The sequence below is a fragment of the Bacillus sp. LB7 genome (assembly GCF_030449715.1).
GTDB classification, from domain to species: domain Bacteria; phylum Bacillota; class Bacilli; order Bacillales; family Bacillaceae; genus Bacillus; species Bacillus paralicheniformis.
Genome location: NZ_JASGCA010000026.1, coordinates 1 through 19,739 on the forward strand (window position 1 = coordinate 1; position 19,739 = coordinate 19,739).

The following is a 19,739-nucleotide window of genomic DNA, read 5'->3' on the forward strand; positions in this document are numbered from 1 at the left end:
CCAACCGGAGCGACAGGTGCAACAGGAGCAACGGGAGCGACAGGAGCAACCGGCGCAACAGGAGCAACCGGCGCAACGGGAGCGACAGGAGCAACCGGCCCGACAGGTCCAACGGGAGCAACCGGCGCAACAGGAGCAATAGGAGCAACCGGCGCAACGGGAGCAACCGGCCCGACGGGAGCAACCGGTCCGACGGGAGCAACCGGCCCAACCGGAGCGACAGGTCCGACTGGAGCAACAGGCGCAACCGGCCCGACCGGAGCAACCGGCCCGACAGGTCCAACCGGAGCGACAGGCGCAACAGGCGCAACCGGCCCGACAGGTCCAACCGGAGCGACAGGTGCAACAGGAGCAACCGGCCCGACAGGAGCAACCGGCCCGACAGGTCCAACGGGAGCAACCGGCGCAACAGGCGCAACCGGCCCGACAGGAGCAACCGGCCCGACAGGTCCAACCGGAGCGACAGGTGCAACAGGAGCAACGGGAGCGACAGGAGCAACCGGCGCAACAGGAGCAACCGGCGCAACAGGAGCAACAGGCCCAACCGGAGCGACAGGTCCAACCGGTCCAACCGGTCCAACAGGTCCGACCGGCCCAACAGGCCCGACCGGCCCTTAATATCTATCGGTATTAGCAAAGTTTCCAATTAAATGTTTGTTTTCCCGAAAGTTCGCTGTAACGCTACGCGAATGATTCAGGGGGGCAGTAAACCGTAGGTTTACTGCCTTTTTTCTTTATTTCTAAGAATAAAAAAACATCCCTGTCACTATTTTGTGAAAGGGATGTTTTTGATTGATTAACCTTTACGTTGGCTAAATGATTGAATGGCGGAGACTACTTGATCCACATCGACTTGATCATGGCAGGGGAGGGTGATCGTATTTTGTTCAAGAAAAATGGAATTGGGTTTAATCTGCCTGTATTTGCGGCGGTAATAGGTAGTGCCGCTTAAGCAATAGGTGCCGAAAGTCGACTCTATATGGCAGTCGCTCAAATATTGAATCAATTCGTCGCGAACGATGTTTTTTGGAACTTTGAAAACGGCGGATTGTATGTTGTGTACAACGTCAGGACCGATTTTTTGACTTTGGAATCCGAGGGGTTCAAGTCGTTCACTATATGCTTTCTGCTGAAGGTTTCTGCGATGAATGATGTCATCTAGTTTTTGGAGCTGTTTAATTCCAAGAGCGGCTTGGATATCAGATAATCTATAGTTATAGCCGAAATCCATAAAATCCATTTGGCCGTCAGAGATGGCGGCGCCATGGTTTAATTTGACAGAAAGCCATTCTTTCAACGCTTCCCGGTCGGTTGTAATTGCCCCGCCTTCACCTGTCGTAAGCAGCTTTCTGGGGTGAAAGCTGAAACAGGTAAGATCTGCAATTTTTCCGGATTTACAGCCGTATTCACTGCTGCCGATCGCACAAGCGGCATCATCCACAAGCGGTAAGCCGTACGCTTCACAAATGTGCTTGATGTTGGTGATGCCTGTCGGGTTTCCCAGAGCATCTACAAAAAGAACGGCTTTTGTCCGGGACGTGATTTGACTTTCCAGCTCTTCTGGAAGCATGTTAAATGTTTCAAGGTCAACATCGGCAAAAACAGGCTCGGCGCCTAAATCTTCTATTACATTGACAGTGGCGGGAAACGAAAAATCTGAGACGATCACTTCATCTCCGGGTTGCACGTTCAGGCTTTTAAGGCACATCGATAAAGCCGTTGTAGCCGATGTTGTTAAAAAAGCATGCTTTGCATTGACATACTGACTAATATCATCTGCAAATGTTTTGACGAAAGGGCCTTTTGTCAGCATGCCGGAAGAAAATATTTCTTTTAATTCTGCTTCCACTTCTTCAAACGTAATATACGGCTCGATCAATTTAATCATGAGAGCTCCTCATCTTTCACCCTTCGGTTTTTGATCACCTTTGCCGGCACGCCTACCGCTATGCTGTAAGGGGGAATATGACGATTGACGACGGCGTTTGCTCCGATTTTGGAGTGGGCGCCGATCGTAACGCCTGCTAAGATAGACGCACCGATCCCGATGTTGCAGTTTTCTTCAATATGAATAGGAGCGAATGTAAGCGGGGAAAACAAAATTGTACTGTCAGGTTTATCAGGGTCGGTATGGTAGGCGGCGTGTATCCGGACATTCGGTCCGATTCCGGCAAATTCTCCGATTGTAACTCCTCCGGCACCGTGTATAAAACATTGCTGTCCGATCCAGCTGTTTGAACCGATGATCAGGTCATGCTTATAATAGCCTTTTAAAATCGTGTCATGGCCGATATAAACGTTATCTCCGATATAGATGTTTTCCGGATGAAAAATGCGGGCCCCGTCTTCAATAACGACATTTTCGCCGCATCCTCCGAGCTGGGAAAGGGTGAATTCACCTTTTCCTTCGCTTTTCCATTGTTTCAACAAAAGCGCCTCCTTTCTTATTGATCCAAATTTTTTTGAATGCTTTCAGCTGTTCTTCTGATACCTTCTTCCAGATCCACTTTTGCGCTGAAACCGAGCATTTCTTTTGCTTTATTGACTTGAGGGATGCGAAGTTCAATATCGGCTTCTTTTTTCTCCCCAAAGAAGATTGGTGATTTTGATCCGAGAACTCTGATAATCGTGCTTGCCAATCCGTATACGGTGATCACAGTGCGTTCGTTGCCGATGTTGAAAGACTCTCCGATGGCTTCTTTCATCGTCAAACAGCGCAATATTCCGTCGATCATGTCATCTACATAACACCAGGCCCGGATTTGCGTTCCATCGCCGTGAATATAGATCGGTTCATCTAACAGGGCTCTGTGAACCATCGTTTTGATGGCGCCTTCCCCTACTTGTTCCGGTCCATAAACATTAAAAGGGCGGACGGTGACGGTCGGGAGCCCCAGTTGTTTAAAATAGGCATATGCCATATGTTCCTCGGCGAGTTTGCTGACAGCATATGTCCAGCGAGCTTCTCCCACCGCTCCTAAAACAGTATGACTGGTCTCGCGCGCTCTGAAAGCGATTTGGCCGAACACTTCACTCGTACTGAAACAGACGACCCTTTTGCATTCGGTTAAACCGGCAGCCGCTTCAAGCAGATTGGCTGAACCGATCATGTTGACCTGCATCGTTTTAACCGGATTTTGAATGACCGTGTCAATCCCGGCGATGCCGGCGGCGTGGACAATGTGGCTGGCCCCTTGGATCGCCTTTTTAAGCGCGTTCACATCCAAAATGTCTCCCTGCACCACTTTCAAGTGAGGATGGTCTCGGTAAGATTTATACCGGAGGGAGTCTCTTGAAAAATTGTCGTATACGGTGACGCTGTTGCGCTCTATCAGCTTTCCTATTAAAGAGGATCCGATAAAGCCTGCTCCGCCAGTTATGAAAATATGCTGGCCGGATAACTCTGTCATATCGCTCATCTTGTTCACCTGCTTGTTTCGTTTTTTTGAAATACAAATCTCGCGACGCGAAAGTTGTTCAACATCATCCCGAAAGTAGCGCCTGATAAACAGCCAGCGCTCTTTTGCTGTTTTTCACCATATCATGATGAACTTCTGCATACTTTCTTCCTTTCTGGCCGATTTCCGGCAGCATATCCCGGTTTTTCAGTACATTTTCAATCACTTCTGTAATGTTGTCGGGATTTGCTCTTATGAGAGGCAGTTCGGAAGGATAGTGATCCTTCATAAAATCACTGACCCAGCAGATAACGGGTTTTCCCATTGCCATCGATTCGACTGCAAATAATCCGTAGCTGCCGATATGAAGCTGATCAATGATCAAATCCGCCTTTTGATAGATTTTCTTTGCCTGTTCATGAGAAACCCCTCGTACTAGGTGAAAATGAAAATCGTATTTTTCTTTTAAAGACTCCACCGCCTTAAGGATGTGGCGGGTTCCTTTTATTTCTGGAGAGGTGGGGGCATGAACGATGAGCGGCTTTTCATTTGACCTGTAGTCAGGAATATAGCGGTCAAGCTGGATCATGGTTGGAATCATGTGGATATGCTCATAATAGTCTTTTACATACTCGTAAAGTTCCATATCGGCGACGATGCAGTGCTGGACATATTGTGAAATTCGTTTGAGATGATATCGAATGCGCGCTTCGTTTTTCGTTTTTACAACGGCGTATGGATTTGTTTTAGCCAATGTTGAATAAAGCCTCACATCGCTGCCCCAATGATGCATGATCATTGGTTTCCCCGCCTGTTTTAAAATGGGATAATCCGACATGTCCAGCGTAAAGCTCGTGCCAAAATGAAAATGGAACAAATCATAGGATGGCAAGAGATCATTGGCAAGCCTTCTCAGCTTCGCATTCATAGCGGGCGTATTGCGTTCTTTCAGCAATGACCAGGTGTAGTCGGCAGCGTAATTTAAATAATAAGGATAGTAATTTAAAGTGTGGGCAAGCTCGCCATGCTGTGAGAGCCCTTTAGCCAATGTGTTCATTTGATTTGCGATTTCCATTGTGCCTTGCAAAACGCGGATTTGCCCAGCCGGAGGCTCGGTTTTTTCATGAACAGGAAGATCAAGTTTCGGCCCGCTTTCGGTTTCTGCTCCATCTCCTTTTTGAAGATAGGCCGCGCTCTCTTTTTCCCTTCCGGTGCGCAGGCACACTTTTCCCATCAGCAGATTTAAAGATCTGTTATCAGAAAAAAGGTCAAGCCCCCTCCAGAGCCACAGCCAGGCGTTATGGTCATGGCCGAGATAAACAGAAAGAGAGGCTTGAAGAAAATAAAAATCAGGCTCGTTATGCGAGCCGTCGGCTTCCCACTCTTTTAGGCGCTTCGTGGCTTTGTTCCAATCTTTTTGTTCCAGACAATGAATGATGTCTGATTTGAAATCTTTCATGATGACCTCCCATCGATCATGCGGCTTTCAATTTCTCCTTTATATGGCAGAATAAAAACACTTTGTGCGCTCTATCATACGTATAAATGAATCTATATGACTGTGTATTTGTGCGAGAGTATATGAGAAAAACCTTCCACAGAGCGGAAGGCTTTATATCAGCTGGATTTTTTTTATATTTTTCATATATCGTTCATACTGATTGTCTGAAGCGAGGCTTAATTCGAAGTATTCATCCATTTTGTTAAGGAGCGGCTGAATGCATTCTTTTTTGGCGTTTTGGTCCAGATGCCGGGTATATCCGTCTTGTGTGTATCTCCGGGCCATTCTCCAAAAGGTTTTCCCGATGCTGAAATATTTCAAAGACTGTCGTTGATTTTCCTCAAGCTCTTTCCATTTGATATGGGGAAAATAGACGCTTTCGTCAAATTCTTTCACAATATAGTCGATGACGTACACAAGCGATTGAATCCTTTTATGCAATTGGTAGGAAATATTGTTTTGATGGCGGCGGTAGCACAATACAGGTTTTTTTAAATAGCGGCGCTTCCAGCCGCGCTTCGTGTTGGCCAAACAATTCAGCACATCCCCTGCAAGCGGCTTTTGCGGATCAACGAGCCAAGTGAAGCCTGTTTGCTGATAATAAGATGTTTTAAACATGCCCACCATCGGGACAATGCCTGAGCCGCCTCTTTGAAAAATAGTCCTTACCAGCTCCTCATCGCTATATTCTTGATACGTCCACAGACCCGCATTTTTCCCGTGTTGATCAACGAGCAAAAGGTCGCCGTAAACATAATCCAATCCTTCTGCTTCAAAAAAGCACTGCATAAAGTCATGGATCACCAAATTGTGCGGGAGGAAATCATCTGCGCTTAAAAGCAAAACATATTCGCCTTTTGCCTCTTGGAAGATTTCCTTAAAAGCGAGATCAGGAAGTTTTGTATTTTCGCTGTGGCATATCGTTCGAATGTGCGGATGCGTTTTTTGATAGCTGCTGATTTTTTGCATCGAGTCGTCAGTTGAATGGTCGTCAACGATCAGAATGTCGATATTGGGGTAGAGTTGATTTAAAACGGATTGAAGGCATTCATCTATGAAATGGCTGTAATTATAGTTGATGATGCCCACTGTAATCAGCGGCGGATTTGGCATAACCGTCAACTCGGACTGCTTTGCAAAGCCTGAAATCATCTCTTCAATTTTGCGCATGCTGAGGTCATATGAATAATGCTCTTCAATAAATGACCGATATTGGAGAGGTGTATAATCACCGTTTGTCATCATGGACACGAATTCATCTATCGTATTCCAAACAACCGACTCATCGTATATCGTCTTTGCTCCGTAAAAATTGTGGATCAGCGGTTTAATGCCTTTAGCCATCGCTTCCATTGCCGACATATGCTGACTTTCAAGAAGGCTTGTGCAAATCAGGTAATGCTTATCTTCCAAGTATTGATTCATGTCATCCTGCCATCCGTCAAATTGGACGCTGTCAGTCAGCCGGAGTTCATCAATCATTTGCTTGAAGTACAACTGATAGCGGGCGTCCTGAAACGTCCCGGCGATGAACAGTTTGTATCTTGGGTCTTTGTCAATCAGTGCCTTGAAAGCCTGCAGCAAAAGCATCGGACCTTTTTTATAGTTGATATAGCCGACATATGCGATATGAAAGCCTTTTTGCCTTTGCTGAAAGGTGTATTGGTCTAACTTGATTCCGTTGGGAACGACGGCCGTTTTCTCTTTTTTCAACGCCTTGACTTGATCCAATACGTATTCTCGTAAATGCTCTCCGTCAAAAATCACTTGGTCCACCGCTTGCCAATATACCTTTTTAATATAAAAAGTAAATGCTTCATAGCTGTGGAGCCTGCATATTAATGTTTTGGCCGCTGCAGAAGGGACTTTGCTCCCGTGGATCAATAAATCATCGCACCATTCAAACCAGCAGATATCCGCCCAGTGCATGCCAGCGTCGATTTGGGTCAGATCATGAACCACGATTTTTTTGGTCCGATAAGTACCGGAAAGGTGCTCAACGACAGAATTCAAAAAACGGTCTAAATCCGGTTTAACGAAAAAAATGATTTTTGGCCGCCTGACCATTTTTTTAAAAAGGTCTTCTTTCTCCTTCATGAGTCGATGTTGATGTTCGCGCCTGACAAACAGGAGGGCATCATCATATAATTCAGACGCTCTCTGAGCCTGCTGCTTTTTTTCATAGACAAAAGCAGCGCTTATCAGCAAGCCGGGATCGAAGGGAGCGGCTTCCAGCCTCTCTTCCAGCTTCTGCGCAGCATCGTGCCATTTGTGTTGAACAATCAGTTGGGATATTTCGGTTTCTCTCCAGCTAAGCCCAACAGAGTCTAGCAGATATTCCAATTCATTATCCATTTGAAACCTCCTGGTTAAACACATTTTCGCTAGTAGTATCTATATTCAAGCGAGAAAAGAAAGTTCTATGAAAAATACTTTGGAAATGGCGCAGCCTTGAAAATATAAAACAGTGACAGCGGCACAAACGCGATCAGCTGCTGTTTCATATTTTATGGGTAGATTTTAAAAAAGAGTCTCAGGGAGTGAAGGCTTTGGTTACAATCAGTCTATGTATGATTGTCAAAAATGAAGAAGAAGTATTGGCGAGATGCCTCGATACAGTGAAAGACATTGTAGATGAAATTAACATTGTGGATACGGGGTCGACGGATCAAACCGTAGAGATTGCGAAGCGATACACGGACCGCGTCTTTTTCTTTGAATGGATCGGCGATTTTGCGGCTGCCCGCAATGAATCGTTCAAACACGCCACGAAGGATTATATTCTCTATTTGGATGCGGATGATGTGTTGCTTGAGAAAGATCAGAAAAAATTAAAAGAGTTGAAGGAAACGCTTGATCCTTCCGTTGATTCCGTGTCCATGTACTATGATGCGGGAACTGACGAATTCGGAAATGTGACCTTAAGGTACCGCCGAAACCGCCTGGTGAAAAGGGAGAAAAACTTTAAATGGAAAGGCGACTGCCATCAATATTTGGAGGTATTCGGGAACATCATCAATGCCGATATCTCGGTGACGCATAAAAAAATCCGCCACTCTGTCGGACGAAACCTCAATATTTACCAAAAGAAGATCGACCGCGGCGACACGTTTACCCCGCGCGATTATTTTTACTACGGAAATGAATTAAGAGAAAACAGGCACTACGAAAAAGCAATTGAAAGCTACAATAAAAACATTGAAATGAAAGAAGGATGGATTGAAGACAAAGTATACGCCTGTATCAACAAAGCCGACTGCCACCGCTTTCTCGGCGACTTGGACAATGAGCTGAGATCGCTCTTCCAGTCATTTGAATTTTCCAAAACGCCTCGTGCCGAAACATGCTCAAGAATCGGCTATAACTTTCAGCGGCGGCGGGAATACAATGCCGCTATCTACTGGTATGAGCTGGCGACAACACTGGTACCTGATTCAAATAAATGGAGCTTCACCTATCCGGCATACTACACTTGGTACCCTCACTTGCAAATGTGCGTGTGCTACTACAATTTAGGAGACTTTGAAAAGTCGTATCAGCACAATGAAGAGGCGAGAAAATATCGTCCCGATGACAAATCCGTCCTTCATAACAAACAGCTGCTCGAAGGGAAATTAGGCATGAACAAATAGCATGGTCAAGACTTACTGAACAAGTAGGTCTTTTTTTTATGAAAAAAATCAAGCCGTGCCAAATTACCGGCAGGCATCATAACTTATGTTGGAACTTTTTGATTTTGGAGGAGGAACAGAGATGATCCCGTTAATCAATTTAAAACGTCAGTTTCAAACGGTAAAACAAGATATTTTACAAGAGTTTGAGCATGTGTTGGACAGCGGCCAATATATATTGGGGCCCAAGGTTGAAGAGCTGGAGAAAAGAATAGCCGAAAAGCTTGGTGTAAAAGAAGCGGTTGCGGTCGCCAACGGAACGGACGCATTAGTGCTGACGCTCGAAGCTTTCGGCATCGGCAAAGGGGATGAAGTGATTACGACGCCGTTCACTTTTTTCGCGACCGCCGAAGCTGTCTCAAGGGGGGGGGCTAAGCCTGTGTTTGCTGATGTCGATCGTGAAACCTACAACCTTGATCCGAAAAAAATAGAAGAAAAAATCACCCCTGCTACTAAAGCGATCATGCCCGTCCACATCTTCGGACAGCCGGCTGATATGGACGAGATCATGGCGATTGCCAAAAAACACGGATTGCTTGTGATTGAGGATGCCTGCCAAGCGTTCGGCGCCTCGTATAAAGGGCGGCCTGTCGGCAGCATCGGGGATGCCGCCTGTTTTTCATTTTTCCCGACAAAAAACTTGGGAACGTTGGGAGACGGGGGAATGGTGACGATTTCAGATCCGGATGCGGCCCGGCAATTAAGAACACTCCGAACCCATGGCACAAGCAAAAAATACTTCCATGACAAAATCGGTTTCAACAGCCGTCTTGATGAATTACATGCCGCCGCTTTGCTCATTCTTCTTGAGAAAATCGACGGCTGGAATGAACAAAGAAGAAAAGTGGCCAGCCGCTACAGGGAAGGTTTGAAAACAGCGGAGCATCTCACGCTGCCGGCTGAGAAAGAAGACCGCACACATATCTATCATCTCTATTGTATCGGCGCGAAAGACCGCGACGAATTCATTCAATCGCTGAAAGAGCAGCATATTCATTCAGGCGTGTATTATCCTTGCTGCCTTCATCTGCAAGCGGTCTATTCTTCATTGCAGTACAAAAAAGGCGATTTCCCTATAGCCGAGTCCTTGTCCGAAACCCTTTTCGCGATTCCGATGGATCCTTTTCTAGCCGCTGAGGAACAAGAGCAGATTATTTCCGCGCTGCTGAAAAAAGGGGGAGGGGAAAAGTGACGGTTCATTTCGGTTTAATCGGCTGCGGCTATATGTCAAGAAAACATCTTCAAGCACTGGCCGGGTGCAATGATGCAAAGTTGTCGGCCGTCAGTGATTTGCAGGAAGAACGGATGAAGGAGGCGGAAGAATACTATGCTTCCCTCGCCGGTGAAGAAAGCCGAGTGACCTGTTATCCGCAGTATCAAGCGCTGCTTTCAGATTCCAAAATAGAAGCGGTCATTATTGCGGCGGTTTCGGGACTGCACGCCGAAATGGCCAAAGCCGCGCTGCTGGCAGGCAAGCATGTCATCGTCGAAAAACCGATCACCTTGTCATTACAGGATGCCGATGAGCTTATTGAACTGGCGGAACAGAACGGGCTGAAGCTCATGGTCTGCCACCAGATGCGCCACCGGCCGATCATGAAAAAACTAAAGGAAACGATTGAGGAAGGAAAGCTGGGAAAGATCTACTTAGGCACAGTATCGCTTCGCTTAAACAGGTCACCCGCTTATTATGAAGCGGCATCTTGGCGGGGTAGCTGGGAAAAAGACGGCGGGATGCTCGTCAATCAAGGGATACATCTGATCGATCTGCTGCAATGGTTTTTAGGTGATGTAAAAGGCGTTTACGGAGATATACTGGGCGGTTCCGGAGCAAAAGAAACGGAAGATGTTGCTGTCGGTGTTCTGACGTTTGCCAGTCAGGCGAAAGGAGTAGTAGAAGCGAATATCGTCACACAGCCAAACAATATCGGAAGCTCTCTCTCGATTTTTGGAGAACATGGAACGATTTCATTGGAAGGCCCGGCCTTAAACAAGATCAGCCGCTGGTATATCCAAGGGGAGAAGGCGGCTGCTGAAGAAGCGGCGCAGCTGATTGATCTCGGCGGCGAACAAACCGCCATGTATCAAAACTTTATAGGCGCCGTCAAGCGCCAAGACACACTATTGGTTGACGGCTATGAAGGGAAAAAGGCGATTGAAACGATTTTTGGAATTTACCAGTCTGTGCTGCAGAAGCAGCCGGTGCAGCTGCCTCTTTCTTCATTTCAAACTTCTGATATGAAAAATAAATAGGTTTTGATTTGGTAGATCGTCCCTTTCAAAAAAAGATTTAAAACATAGTTTATTAAAGGAATGTACAGAAGGGGCGATTTGATAAATGAGCAAACAGGGAATGCATAACGAAACGATAGCGGTCATCGGCTTGGGGTTTGTCGGTCTGCCCTTGGCCATGTTGTTGATTTCAAAAGGAATTCGGGTTATCGGTGTTGATTTGGACAAAAAGAAGGTCGAGGCATTACGGAAAGGAAACAGCTATATTTCAGATATCAACGATCAAGCGGTGCAGGACGGAATAGGCACCGGTTTCTTTCGTCCTGTTTCGGACTACGGTTTAATCGGCGAAGCGGATGCCGTCATCATCTGCGTACCGACGCCGCTGAATGATGATGCGGGTCCTGATTTGACTTATGTGAAAAGAGCGGCGCAATCGATTGGAGGGCAATTGAAAAAAGGGCAGCTCGTCGTGTTGGAAAGCTCGACATATCCGGGTACGACAAGGGACATCGTAAAGCCGATCCTCGAAGAAAGCGGCCTTGTATGCGGAAAGGATTTTTATTTGGCTTATTCTCCAGAACGCGTTGATCCGGGCAATCAATTCCCGATTGAAGTCGTGCCGAAGGTAGTGGGAGGAGCGACGGAGGCATGCCTTGAAAAGGTGCATCAATTATACAGCGGCATTTATGAAGAGGTTGTGCCTGTTACATCGCCGGAAACAGCGGAACTGACAAAGCTGCTCGAAAATACGTACAGGTTTATTAATATTTCATTCATTAATGAATTCGCGATGATCTGCGACAAGCTTGGGGTGAATGTATGGGAAGTCATCGAGGCGGCAAGCACGAAGCCGTACGGCTTTGCGGCGTTTTATCCAGGTCCCGGCATCGGCGGCCATTGCATCCCCGTCGATCCGCTGTATTTGCAGTTTGTCATGAAACAAAGCGGTTTATCGAGCGACTTTATCGAGCTGTCGGAAGCAACCAATGAAAGAATCGTCCGCTATATCGCAGAGCGTTCCTTGCAACTGGCAGGGAAAGATAAGGCGACAGACGCCCGCATTTTAATCTACGGCGTCACCTATAAACGTAATATAGCGGATGTCCGCGAATCAAAATCGCTTGATATTATAGAGAAGCTGATCGGTATGGGGGCTGATATTTCCTACCATGATCCGCACGTTCCGGAACTCGACCTCAGCGGCAAAAAACTGGCAAGCATGCCGATAGATTCAGAGATGCTGAAAGAGTACGACTGTGTTGTCGTTTTGACCGATCATGACGCACTTCCGAAAGAGCTGCTATTAAACCATGCAACCGTGATATTTGATACAAGAGGCGTATTGAGGGAAGCAGTCGGAAAAGCGAAAGTCATCCAGCTCGGAAACGGGTGCTCTTGACGTCAATTTTTTGCCGCGACTCACGCCCAGACGCGTTCGGAATACAATAAGTTAAAACAAGAACGTAAAGGGTGAGGGCCGTGTGGATCGGAATTTTGTTGATGGTCTTTGGAATTGGGATCAGTATTTTTGCCGTCAGTCTGATTGTCAGCTATTTGTTTGTTATGCCGAACCGGAGCACATATGAAGAAACCTTTTTCAGCGGACTCAAACACGGCGAGATCATCGATGATGTGTTTGAGTCACACGACAAAGAAGAGCTGTTTTTGACGGCGGGGGATGGATGCCGGCTGCATGCGCTGCTTTTTCCCGTTCAAAAGAGCAGGAAAGCCGTCATCGTCTCCCATGGCATCAAGTGGTCGCTGTTTGGAGGGTATAAATACGTCGAGCTGTTCCAGTCCATCGGCTACAATGTCCTGCTTTGCGACAGCAGGTGCCACGGGTTGAGCGGCGGTTCACACGTTTCTTACGGATTTTACGAAAAGGACGATTTGGCGAGGTGGGCTGACGAGCTTGAGAACAGGTTCGGAAATGACCTTTGGATCGGGGTGCTTGGCGAATCGCTCGGAGCCGCGGCTGCCATCGAGCTGATGAAACAGGACCGGAGAATCAAGTTTTGTATTGCCGATTCCTGCTTCAGCGATTTAACAGAGCTATGCCGCTTTCAGCTGAAAGCCGCCGTCAAATTGTCCGTGCCGTTTCTCATCCCGTTGGCAAGCGGGCTGATCAAGCGGCGCCACGGCTGGAGCCTTGCCGACATATCGCCGGTCAGCAATCTTGAGCAGTCAGACACGCCGCTGTTTATCATCCACGGCACAAATGATCAGCTTGTTCCGCCGGAAATGGCCAAAAGCCTGTATGACCGGAAAAAAGGGATAAAGAAACTATATTTGATTGAAGGCGCGGGACATGTCGGCGGATTTCGCCACGATCCTGAAGAATACTTAAACAGAATCAAAGACTTTCTCTTAAAAATCGAGCCGGCCAATTAGCCTTGCGATTCCAGCATTTCAGCGTCAGCCGATCTTTGGCGTGCTTCCTTAATTTTGCCGGCATAGGAAGCTCCCCAATTCATCATTTGACTGATGATCGGGATCAGCGTCTTGCCGAACTCAGTTAAACTGTACTCGACTTTCGGAGGAACCTGCTTATAAATCGTGCGGCAGACGATGCCATCGCGCTCAAGTTCGCGAAGCTGGAGGGTCAGCATCCGCTGTGTCACGGCGGGAATTAAACGCCGCAGCTCATTAAAGCGTTTTTTATCATCGATCAAGTGATACAGAATGACGCTTTTCCATTTGCCGCCGATGATATCGATCGTTGCTTCTACCGGGCATGAATAACCGTCCGGTGCTTCGCATACTGCCGGATACTTTTTCATTTTCCTCTCTCCTTAGTATAAAAAATGATACTATGCCACAAAAATGTGCGTACTTTCTTATTGTTATTATAATGATTAGAATGAAATTGAGAAAGGAATATAAACTATATTCAAAAGGAGAGAACAGAACATGACACAGCAATACAAGAAGCAGGAGATTCTTGACGCATTCCAATTTAGACACGCGACTAAAGAGTTTGATCCGGACAGAAAGATATCAGACGAGGATTTTCAGTTCATTTTAGAAGCGGGCAGACTGTCGCCAAGCTCGGTCGGCCTCGAGCCGTGGAAGTTCGTCGTCGTCCAAAATAAAGAGCTGCGGGAAAAACTGCGCCAGGTCTCATGGGGCGCGCAGGGACAGCTTCCGACGGCCAGCCATTTCGTTTTGCTGCTCGGACGCACGGCTAAGGAAATGCGACATGATTCCGGGTATGTTGCAGATCAGTTAAAGCATGTGAAAAAAATGCCGGAGGACATCATTGAAAATATGCTGAAAGAAGACGGTGTTCTGAAAAGTTTCCAAGACGGCGATTTTCATTTGTACGAAAGCGACAGAGCGATGTTTGACTGGGTATCAAAGCAAACGTACATCGCGCTTGCCAACATGATGACGGTGGCCGCTTTGATCGGTATTGACTCCTGCCCGATTGAAGGCTTTAACTACGACAAAGTCCACGACATCCTTGAAAAAGAAGGATTGTTGGAGGACGGCCGCTTTGACATCTCGGTCATGGCTGCTTTCGGATACCGTGTGAAAGAGCCGCGTCCGAAGACGAGGCGGGCGCTTGATCAAATCGTGAAATGGGTTGAATAAGAAAAGTGCGGTTCTGCCTTTAGCAGACCGCCTCAGCGTGTCGACAAACCCTCGCATTCGTTGTCAGGCCTGCGCGTCGGTGCTCACGAATTCCAACATTCGCTCCGCTCCGATGCTCAGCCTTCCTAGACTGCAAAGGTTTTCAATCACGCTGAAAGGATGACAAAATCCCAAAACTAAAAGTCGTTTTGGGATTTTGTCAACAATCTGAGTGCGGTTCTGCCTTTAGCAGACCGCACTTTTTTTTATTTAGATTTGGAGCTTGCGCCGCTTTCTTTGGTAAAGGTACAGGCCGCTTCCGGCTATAAGCAGCAGCAGGCCGAGCATCAGCCAATGATAGGCGTTTGAAGCGGTGTCAGGCAAAATTCCGCCGTTTGAACCATCTGAAGGTTCATTTCCGTCATCTGACCCGCCGCTGTCATGACCGCCTGATCCGTCTCCGCCGCTTCCGGCGCCGGGCGAAGCAGGGGGTTCACCGCCGCTGCCGCCATCCGGGCCGTCATCATCGCCTGAACCCGGCGGAAGCGAAGGAGACCCGGCATCATTGTCATTCATCACAGTATACTCGCTGAAATGGTCGACATAGCCTGCAACGGTACGGCCTTTCGTATAGCCGTTTGTCACTTTTGTGAAGCTGTTGTTTTTGCGGTCGACATAATAGACGCTCAAATGTTTGTCAGGAGCATCGACTTGGAAAAACAGTCCGACAGGCTCTTTAAATGTGCTGACCGTTTTTCCATTCTGCTGTATGTTGAAATCATATACCTTTGTGACCGCCTGTTTGATATTCTTGGCGATTTTGATGCTGATTTTAGTCTTTTCGCTTGCCAGATTAACGGCTGGAAGCTGCATCGCAATGCGATCGTTTTTCAGGGTGATATTTGGATCGTCAGTTCTTTCTTTGACAAGGTCAGTCTGTGCTTTTGTCATATTCAGCTTGATGTGGTCTTTTTCCGTGTCAGGGAAATAAGCAATCACCTGATTCGCGTTTTTCGCGTATGTTTCGAACGGCTTTTCCGCAAGCGTCCAAGTGCCGTCTGTCTGACGGTCAGGAAGGAACACTTCTGTGATTCTGTTTTCAATGTTCGGTGAAACAGAATCGTACGAGGCAAGCTGTTCTGTAAAAATGTCGTAATCGGTAAAGCCGAGATCGACACCGTTTTTCGCTTCTTTAAAAACGGAATAGCCGTCTCCGCCGCCGCCCATGAAGTTATTTGTAGCGACACGGTAGGTTTTGTCCAAATCGAGCGGAACAGCGTCCCCTTTGTCATTGACAAGGTTCACATCAAGGATGCGTTCACCTTTTGGCTTGCTCAGTGTAAAGGTGAAGGATAAACCCGCGACATGCGGAAACGCGCCTCCGCCTTCTTCGACTTGGCTCACCCCGTGCTCAAGCGCTTCTTTAATTTGCGCCCCCGTCAGATCAGCGGCATAAAGGGTGTTGCCGAACGGCATGACTGTCAGCACATCGCCGAGTGTGATGTCGCCTTTAGCAATACCGCTTCTGATTCCGCCGCCGTTTGTGATGGCGATGTCAGCGCCTCCGGCTTGTTTGGCTTTCTTCAGCATGCCGTCCGCGATAAAATTGCCGAGGTTCGTTTCTTTTGAGCGGACATGCTCGCGTTTTCCGTCAAGCGGGACATCGGCATAGCCTACTTTTTTCTTTTTCAGTTCGTCAATATCTTCTTTAAAGCCGTCAAGCACTTCTTTCGCTGGAGGATCTTCGTCCACTTTGCCGTCAATCGCGATCAAATTGAACCTTGATTGATCCGTTTGAACGACGCCTTTCTCATCAAACACAACATCGACCCGTCCTAAAAACTGCCCGTAGTCTTTCACTTGGGCGACGATTGTCGGTTCTTCGCTCTCCACTACTTTCAAGTGATCGACGAGTGTGTGCGTATGCCCGCCGATAATCAAATCGATGCCCTTCACTTTTTTGGCCAGTTCCAGATCTCGGTTGTAGCCGAGGTGGGTAAGGGCGATGATTTTGTTGACCTTTTCTTTTTCTTTCAGTTCCTTGACCGTTTTCTCCGCTGACAAATAAGCGTCATGAAACGCAATGTTCGGACCTGGGCTTGACGTATATGACGTATCTTCCGTCGTAAGGCCGAATACGCCGACTTGTTCGCCGTTTACATCAAGCAGAATATAAGGATAGATGCCGCTTTCTTTCTTTTCTCCCGCTGTTAAGAGTGCAGGCTCTTTTTGAAAGCTTCGCAGCTGAGGCTCCTTTGATACATCGACATTGGAGCTGACGATTGGAAAATCGGGCTTTTCCAGCTGGTGTCTGTTTAACGGATCGACGGCCGCATTGTTTCCGCTGAGAAAGTCTGCGAGCACTTTCGGCCCTTTATCAAATTCATGGTTGCCGAAGGTCATGGCGTCATAGCCCATCATGTTCATCAGCTTCAAATCGGCGAGTCCGTTCCATTTTGTAAAGTACAAGTCACCGGAAAAGACGTCGCCGGCATCGAGCAGCACATTGTTTTCTGCTTCACTGCGGATTTCTTTCACTTTGGCAGCGCGCCTTGCCGCTTCATCAAGGTGAGCGTGCGTGTCGTTCGTGTGCATGACTGTTAACGTCCAGTTTCCATCATCAACCGGAGGCTCTGAACCTTCAAAGTTCAGCTTATAGACGCCATATCCGCTGTTTTCGGATTCCCTGACAAAATCGATGTCCTTCGCTTTTTCAGCAAACGGTTTGGCGAGGAGAGAAGACTCGAATGTCACATCGGCTCCTTTAATCGGAGCGATCGACCAGTTGTTGTCGGCGGCAGGATTGACCGTTTTCTTTTCCATGATGTAGTTCATGAGCACCTGCCTGTTTTCATCAGCCGCCGCATAAACGACTTTGTCCTGAGTCAGATGCGGGAATCCGCCGCCCCCGGACGCGCGGTAATTATTTGTGACCACAAGAAATTCCTGATCGTCGCGGACCGGTTTTCCGTTGTAAGACAACTGTTTGACGCGGTTCGTCTGCGGATTTTTCACCCCGCCTGACGCATTGTATTTTGCCGGTTGTGTGACATCGATCTGGTAGGTCACACCGTCAATGACATCGAAATTATACGATCTGAAATCGGGATTGAGGAGCGCCTGTTCACCCGATTTTGAAGGGTCGATCTGGTTGAACTGCCCGGCCGACATTTCGATCCAGTCCTTCACTTCGCTTCCCGTCAGCTTGACGATATAGAGCGTATTGTCGTACAAATACAAATCGCCGATGTTTTTGATCGCAAGATTTCCTGCTTTAATGTTTGTATAATAATCAGCACCGTTGCGTCCTCCTGCTTTAAACGGCGCGCCCGCTGATAAAATCGGCAGGTTTTCGTATTCCGTTCCCTTCATGACATCTTCCGCATACCATTTTTGTGCGTCTGTGACAATCTGAATCGAAGGGTCGTCTTTTACCTGCGCGAAAAAGCTGTTAATATCGGCTTCCGTTTGGCCAACCGGCGCGCGGACGTATTCAAGCGTTTTTTCGTGTGTGTCTTTAATCGCGGAAACGACGGTTTCGTGTCGCGACGTCACATTTCCGGCAATCGCTTCCGTTTTTGCGCTCGCATCTTTCACCGTCCATTTGCCGCCGTCCTGTTCAAGCTGCATATCGATGATTCCTAAATGGCTGCCCCAGTTTTTTGGCATGACGACAGGGATGCCGTTGATCGTTCCTTTTTGATTGTCGATCACGCCGTTTCCGGGATAGTCTGTGCCCGGAAACAGGCCGTGCTGGTGTCCGGAGATGATCGCATCTATTCCTTCCGTCTTGAGAGCCAGATCATATACGGCGTTTTCTGCTCCTGCTGCCTGTTCGCCATTTTCAATTCCGGAGTGGGCGATCGCGATGATCACGTCGGCGCCTTCCTGTTTCATTTTCGGAATCGTCTCTTTCGCTGATTCGGTGATGTCCTGCACCGTGATTTTACCGTCCAAGTGCTTTTTATCCCATGTTAAAATCTGCGGCGGAACGAAGCCGATATAGCCGACTTTAAGCTGGTGCTTTTGGCCGCTTTCATCTGTCAGCGTCCGCTCTTCAATATGATATGGCGTATATTTGTTCTTTCCGTCCGGTGTTTTAATATTGGCATTGACGATGGGAAATTCGGCGCCTTTTATCGTGCCGTCAAGGAATTCAAGGCCGTAGTTGAATTCGTGGTTTCCGAGCGTGCCGGCGTCATAGTGCAGTTTGTTCATGACATCAATGATCGGGTGTGTTTTCGTTCCGGAGATAATCGCTTCACGTTCATGTTTGAAGATGTATTCCCCTAGGGGGTTCCCTTGAATTAAGTCGCCGTTGTCGACAAGAATCGTGTTCGGATTCCGGCTCCGGTGCTTTTCGATCAGCTGAGCCGTGCGGGCCAGCCCGAATTCTGCCGTTTCTTTGTCGGCATAGTAGTCATAGTCCATGATATGGGCGTGGATATCTGTCGTACCCAAGATGCTGAGGTTGATCAGCGGGTGTTCATTTGGTTCTTCTGCATATGTCTTGGTGTTTGGAATAAGTAAACTGAGTATCATCACTGAGGTTAGCAGAATACGGAGAATGTTTTTCCTTGAAAACCGTCTTTTCTGTATTCCCACCATTTCTCCACCTTTCAGATTAGAGTAACAATTTCTATTGTAAGAACTTTTTGTAAAGTTTTGTAGAACTTTCGTTGCGAATATTGTAAACACTCAGAAAATGATTCCAAAGTCTGTCTCTGTCTTCCGGGTGATTTAGGTAATTGGTCGTGAGGGGCGTGCGGATGTTTTATATAGTGTGGCAGGGGTAAATAGATTTATGTAGACAGAAGCTTCTGGGAGGGTGATCAATATGAGCAAAAAAATTGCAGTTGTTCTGACAGATTACTTTGAGGATTCGGAGTATACCGAGCCTGCGAAAGCGTTCAAAGACGCCGGACACGAGCTTACGGTTATTGAAAAAGAGAAGGCAAAACGCTGAAAGGCAAGCAAGGCGAGGCGCAAGTGGAAACAGACGCGTCCATTGATGAAGCCAGTCCGGCCGATTTTGACGCGCTGTTGATTCCGGGCGGATTTTCACCGGATATTCTCAGAGCCGACCAGCGTTTCGTATCTTTTGCGAAATCCTTTATGGATGACAAAAAACCGGTGTTTGCGATCTGCCACGGCCCGCAGCTTTTAATTACCGCCAAGGCTCTGGACGGACGCAGCGCAACAGGCTACACATCGATTCAAGTCGATTTGGAAAACGCCGGGGTTCAATTTAAAGACGAGGAAGTGGTCGTCTGCCAGAATCAGCTTGTCACAAGCCGGACGCCTGACGACATTCTCGCGTTTACACGCGAATCTTTGAAGCTGCTCGGCTGATGAAAAAAG

14 protein-coding genes and 1 pseudogene are annotated in these 19,739 nt (G+C 47.5%); 8 read left to right on the forward strand and 7 right to left on the reverse strand.

Annotated elements, in window-relative coordinates:
* A partial coding sequence (locus QMZ64_RS21075) for a hypothetical protein (protein WP_301441541.1) occupies positions 1 to 618 on the forward strand: 618 nt, incomplete at its 5' end.
* A 178-nt stretch (positions 619 to 796) separates the two neighbouring features.
* Here QMZ64_RS21075 and QMZ64_RS21080 read toward each other — a convergent pair.
* The 5 genes from QMZ64_RS21080 to QMZ64_RS21100 all read right to left on the reverse strand — a co-directional run bounded on the left by QMZ64_RS21080 (position 797) and on the right by QMZ64_RS21100 (position 7,254).
* Positions 797 to 1,888, reverse strand: coding sequence for a DegT/DnrJ/EryC1/StrS family aminotransferase (locus QMZ64_RS21080; RefSeq protein WP_265627580.1), 1,092 nt, complete (start codon positions 1,886 to 1,888; stop codon positions 797 to 799).
* The gene (locus tag QMZ64_RS21085; protein ID WP_265627579.1) at positions 1,885 to 2,427 is read right to left on the reverse strand and encodes an acyltransferase; all 543 of its coding nucleotides are present in this window, start codon (positions 2,425 to 2,427) and stop codon (positions 1,885 to 1,887) included. The genes QMZ64_RS21080 and QMZ64_RS21085 overlap by 4 nt, the downstream gene beginning before the upstream one ends.
* A 17-nt stretch (positions 2,428 to 2,444) precedes the next feature.
* Positions 2,445 to 3,419 (reverse strand): NAD-dependent epimerase/dehydratase family protein, encoded by a 975-nt coding sequence (locus QMZ64_RS21090; protein ID WP_265627578.1) that lies wholly within the window; start codon positions 3,417 to 3,419, stop codon positions 2,445 to 2,447.
* A gap of 64 nt (positions 3,420 to 3,483) precedes the next feature.
* Complete coding sequence (locus QMZ64_RS21095; protein WP_265627577.1) at positions 3,484 to 4,857, reverse strand: glycosyltransferase; 1,374 nt, start codon at positions 4,855 to 4,857, stop codon at positions 3,484 to 3,486.
* Between the two features lie 153 nt (positions 4,858 to 5,010).
* Positions 5,011 to 7,254, reverse strand: coding sequence for a glycosyltransferase (locus tag QMZ64_RS21100; RefSeq protein WP_265627576.1), 2,244 nt, complete (start codon positions 7,252 to 7,254; stop codon positions 5,011 to 5,013).
* Between the two features lie 194 nt (positions 7,255 to 7,448).
* Between QMZ64_RS21100 and QMZ64_RS21105 the strand changes: the two genes are divergently transcribed.
* From QMZ64_RS21105 to QMZ64_RS21125, 5 genes are all read left to right on the forward strand, one after another.
* A complete protein-coding gene (locus tag QMZ64_RS21105) occupies positions 7,449 to 8,531 on the forward strand; it encodes a glycosyltransferase (protein WP_065644632.1) in 1,083 nt (360 codons plus the stop codon).
* A 121-nt stretch (positions 8,532 to 8,652) separates the two neighbouring features.
* Positions 8,653 to 9,762 (forward strand): DegT/DnrJ/EryC1/StrS family aminotransferase, encoded by a 1,110-nt coding sequence (locus tag QMZ64_RS21110; protein WP_301441542.1) that lies wholly within the window; start codon positions 8,653 to 8,655, stop codon positions 9,760 to 9,762.
* The gene (locus QMZ64_RS21115; RefSeq protein ID WP_265627574.1) at positions 9,759 to 10,823 is read left to right on the forward strand and encodes a Gfo/Idh/MocA family protein; all 1,065 of its coding nucleotides are present in this window, start codon (positions 9,759 to 9,761) and stop codon (positions 10,821 to 10,823) included. Before QMZ64_RS21110 ends, QMZ64_RS21115 begins: the two co-directional genes overlap by 4 nt.
* An 85-nt stretch (positions 10,824 to 10,908) precedes the next feature.
* The gene (locus QMZ64_RS21120) at positions 10,909 to 12,204 is read left to right on the forward strand and encodes a nucleotide sugar dehydrogenase (protein ID WP_265627573.1); all 1,296 of its coding nucleotides are present in this window, start codon (positions 10,909 to 10,911) and stop codon (positions 12,202 to 12,204) included.
* A gap of 80 nt (positions 12,205 to 12,284) precedes the next feature.
* Entirely contained in the window at positions 12,285 to 13,196 is a 912-nt protein-coding gene (locus tag QMZ64_RS21125; RefSeq protein ID WP_265627572.1) for an alpha/beta hydrolase, read from the forward strand.
* On the opposite strand, the gene QMZ64_RS21130 is transcribed toward QMZ64_RS21125, so the two are convergent.
* Complete coding sequence (locus QMZ64_RS21130; protein WP_265627571.1) at positions 13,193 to 13,585, reverse strand: winged helix-turn-helix transcriptional regulator; 393 nt, start codon at positions 13,583 to 13,585, stop codon at positions 13,193 to 13,195. The two genes, QMZ64_RS21125 and QMZ64_RS21130, sit on opposite strands and share 4 nt — an antisense overlap.
* 130 nt (positions 13,586 to 13,715) lie before the next feature.
* On the opposite strand from QMZ64_RS21130, the gene QMZ64_RS21135 reads away from it, so the two are divergent.
* Complete coding sequence (locus tag QMZ64_RS21135) at positions 13,716 to 14,399, forward strand: NAD(P)H-dependent oxidoreductase (RefSeq protein ID WP_265627570.1); 684 nt, start codon at positions 13,716 to 13,718, stop codon at positions 14,397 to 14,399.
* A 249-nt stretch (positions 14,400 to 14,648) separates the two neighbouring features.
* On the opposite strand, the gene QMZ64_RS21140 is transcribed toward QMZ64_RS21135, so the two are convergent.
* Positions 14,649 to 18,986, reverse strand: coding sequence for a multifunctional 2',3'-cyclic-nucleotide 2'-phosphodiesterase/3'-nucleotidase/5'-nucleotidase (locus tag QMZ64_RS21140; RefSeq protein WP_243944000.1), 4,338 nt, complete (start codon positions 18,984 to 18,986; stop codon positions 14,649 to 14,651).
* Between the two features lie 229 nt (positions 18,987 to 19,215).
* Between QMZ64_RS21140 and QMZ64_RS21145 the strand changes: the two are divergent.
* Positions 19,216 to 19,730: pseudogene (locus tag QMZ64_RS21145) on the forward strand (type 1 glutamine amidotransferase domain-containing protein).
* The last annotated feature ends 9 nt before the right edge of the window (positions 19,731 to 19,739 follow it).

Coding starts and splice junctions, on each gene's coding strand:
- QMZ64_RS21140 (WP_243944000.1), bottom strand. CDS start 18,986: ATGGTGGGAATACAGAAAAGACGGTTTTCAAGGAAAAACATTCTCCGT.
- QMZ64_RS21080 (WP_265627580.1), bottom strand. CDS start 1,888: ATGATTAAATTGATCGAGCCGTATATTACGTTTGAAGAAGTGGAAGCA.
- QMZ64_RS21100 (WP_265627576.1), bottom strand. CDS start 7,254: ATGGATAATGAATTGGAATATCTGCTAGACTCTGTTGGGCTTAGCTGG.
- QMZ64_RS21120 (WP_265627573.1), top strand. CDS start 10,909: ATGAGCAAACAGGGAATGCATAACGAAACGATAGCGGTCATCGGCTTG.
- QMZ64_RS21095 (WP_265627577.1), bottom strand. CDS start 4,857: ATGAAAGATTTCAAATCAGACATCATTCATTGTCTGGAACAAAAAGAT.
- QMZ64_RS21110 (WP_301441542.1), top strand. CDS start 8,653: ATGATCCCGTTAATCAATTTAAAACGTCAGTTTCAAACGGTAAAACAA.
- QMZ64_RS21090 (WP_265627578.1), bottom strand. CDS start 3,419: ATGAGCGATATGACAGAGTTATCCGGCCAGCATATTTTCATAACTGGC.
- QMZ64_RS21135 (WP_265627570.1), top strand. CDS start 13,716: ATGACACAGCAATACAAGAAGCAGGAGATTCTTGACGCATTCCAATTT.
- QMZ64_RS21130 (WP_265627571.1), bottom strand. CDS start 13,585: ATGAAAAAGTATCCGGCAGTATGCGAAGCACCGGACGGTTATTCATGC.